The following is a 2,063-nucleotide window of genomic DNA, read 5'->3' as shown; positions in this document are numbered from 1 at the left end:
GGGGGGGGGGGGGGGGGGGGGGCGCCCCCCGCGGGGGGGGGGGGGGGGGCCGCCCCGCCCCACCCCCGGCGGTGGGCGGGGCCCCGCCGCCGGCGGGGCCGCGACCGCAGGCTCGGCGGGCACGGCGGGCGGACGGACCAGGCCGTGCCGCTCGAGCAGGGGAGTGGTGCGCTCGCGCAACCAGCTCGCGTACTCCGGGGACACGTAGGCGCCCCGCCCGTACAGCTGGCGGTAGCGGCGCAGCAGCGCCGGATGGGCTTCGGCCAGCCAGCCGAGGAACCAGCCGCGGGTGCTGCCGCGCAGATGCATCGGCATGGTCACCGCCGAGCGCGCGCCCGCCGCCGCGATCGCGCCGAACAGCTCGTCGAGCTGGGTTCTGCCGTCGGTGAGATACGGAATGATCGGCGCCACCATGACATTCACCGCGAAACCCGCGTCGGCCAGCGCCCGCACCAGATCCAGGCGGGCGCGCGGCGATGGCGTGCCCGGCTCGATCTGCTGGTGCAGCTCGGCGTCGAGCATGGCGATCGAGACCGCGAGGCGCACGTCCACCTCGCGGGCGGCCAGGCTCAGCAGCGGCAGATCACGGTGCAGCAGCGTGCCCTTGGTGAGAATGGAGAACGGTGTGCCCGCATCGGTGAGGGCACGGATGATGCCCGGCATCAGCCGGTAACGCCCCTCGGCGCGCTGGTAGGGATCGGTGTTGGTGCCGAGGGCCACCGGCTCGCGGTGCCAGGACCGCTTGCCGAGCTCCCGGCGCAGCACCGCCGCCACATTGGTCTTCACCACGATCTGACTGTCGAAATCGTGACCGGCGTCCAGCTCCAGATACTCGTGGGTGGGGCGGGCGAAGCAGTAGCGGCAGGCGTGCGAGCAGCCGCGCATCGGGTTGACGGTCCAGCGGAACGGCAGTCCGCTCTCCTCCGGCACCCGGTTCAACGCGCTCTTGCACAGCACCTCGTGGAAGGTGATGCCCTCGAACTCCGGTGTGCTCACGGTGCGGACGAACTCCGCCCGGCCGAGGCCGGGCAGTGCACCGTCGTCGGCGTCCAGTTCCTGGTTCTGCCACCGCACACCGGACAGTCGAACACGCGTTCTAGGGCGTGTCAAGCCACAGCGGGCGCCACGCTCGCCGGGTCGTCGAAGAAGGCGACCAGGTCACGGACCGTTTCCTCGGTCGGGCGCGGCCGGTAGCCGAGTTCGGCGGCCGCCTTGCCGTGGTCGACGGTCGGCGCGGAGACCAGCGCGCCGAGCGCGGCCTTGGACAGGATGTCGGTGCCGAGCATCTTGCCGATCGGCTCCAGCACCGGGATCAGGCCGCCGACCAGCTTCGGCGGGATGGTGAACCGCGGCCCGCGCTTGCCGCGCTCGTTCGCGGCCAGTGTGCACAGATCGGTCATGGCGATCATCGCGCCGCCGAGCAGGTAGTTCTCGCCGGTGCGGCCCTTCTCGCCCGCCAGGATCAGGCCGGTGGCCACGTCGCGCACGTCCACCAGGTCGAAGCCCCCGTCCACCATGGCGGGCAGTCTGCCCTGGGCGGCGTCGCGCAGTGAGCGGTTGATCCGCGACATCGGCGCGCCGTGATCGGCCGGACCGAACACGCCGGTGGGATTGCAGATCACCGCGTCCAGCCCCTGGTCGATCACCTCGCGCAGGGCGACCTCGCCCGCCCACTTGGAGCGGTCGTAGACCGGAAGGCCTGGATCGGTGGAGCGCACCGAGGTCTCGTCGATGTGCCCGCCGCAGCTGTACTGGTCGAAGGCGTGGATCGAGCTGGCGTGCACCATCCGGCGCGCCCCCACCGCGAGCGCGGCCTCGGCGACCACCCGCACGCCCTCGGTGTTGACCCGCCAGGCCAGATCGTTGCGGTCGGCCAGGGTGATGACCGCGACCAGGTGGTAGACCACCTCGGCTCCGTCGAGGGCCGCGCGCATGGAGGCCGGGTCGAGCACGTCGCCCTCGACCCAGGTCACGCCCCGCCCCCGGCCGGGGGGGCGGGCCCCCGCGCCCGCGGGGACCCCCGCGCCCCCCCCCGGGGGGCCCGCGGGGCACGTTGTGGGGGG

At 73.6% G+C, this 2,063-nt stretch carries 2 protein-coding genes; both read right to left on the bottom strand.

Annotated elements, in window-relative coordinates:
* Window positions 1-1,074, bottom strand: a 1,074-nt coding sequence (locus QH283_RS23785; protein ID WP_280505162.1) for an Rv2578c family radical SAM protein, incomplete at its 3' end; no start/stop codon positions are given.
* Between the two features lie 32 nt (window positions 1,075-1,106).
* The coding region (locus QH283_RS23780) for an NAD-dependent epimerase/dehydratase family protein (protein ID WP_280505161.1) at window positions 1,107-2,063 on the bottom strand (957 nt) is incomplete at its 5' end.

The organism is Nocardia farcinica, assembly GCF_029867845.1.
In the GTDB taxonomy this organism is placed as follows: Bacteria; Actinomycetota; Actinomycetes; order Mycobacteriales; family Mycobacteriaceae; genus Nocardia; species Nocardia farcinica_A.
The sequence above is the reverse complement of the archived record's forward strand: the minus strand, read 5'-3'. Positions and strand labels throughout refer to the sequence as shown.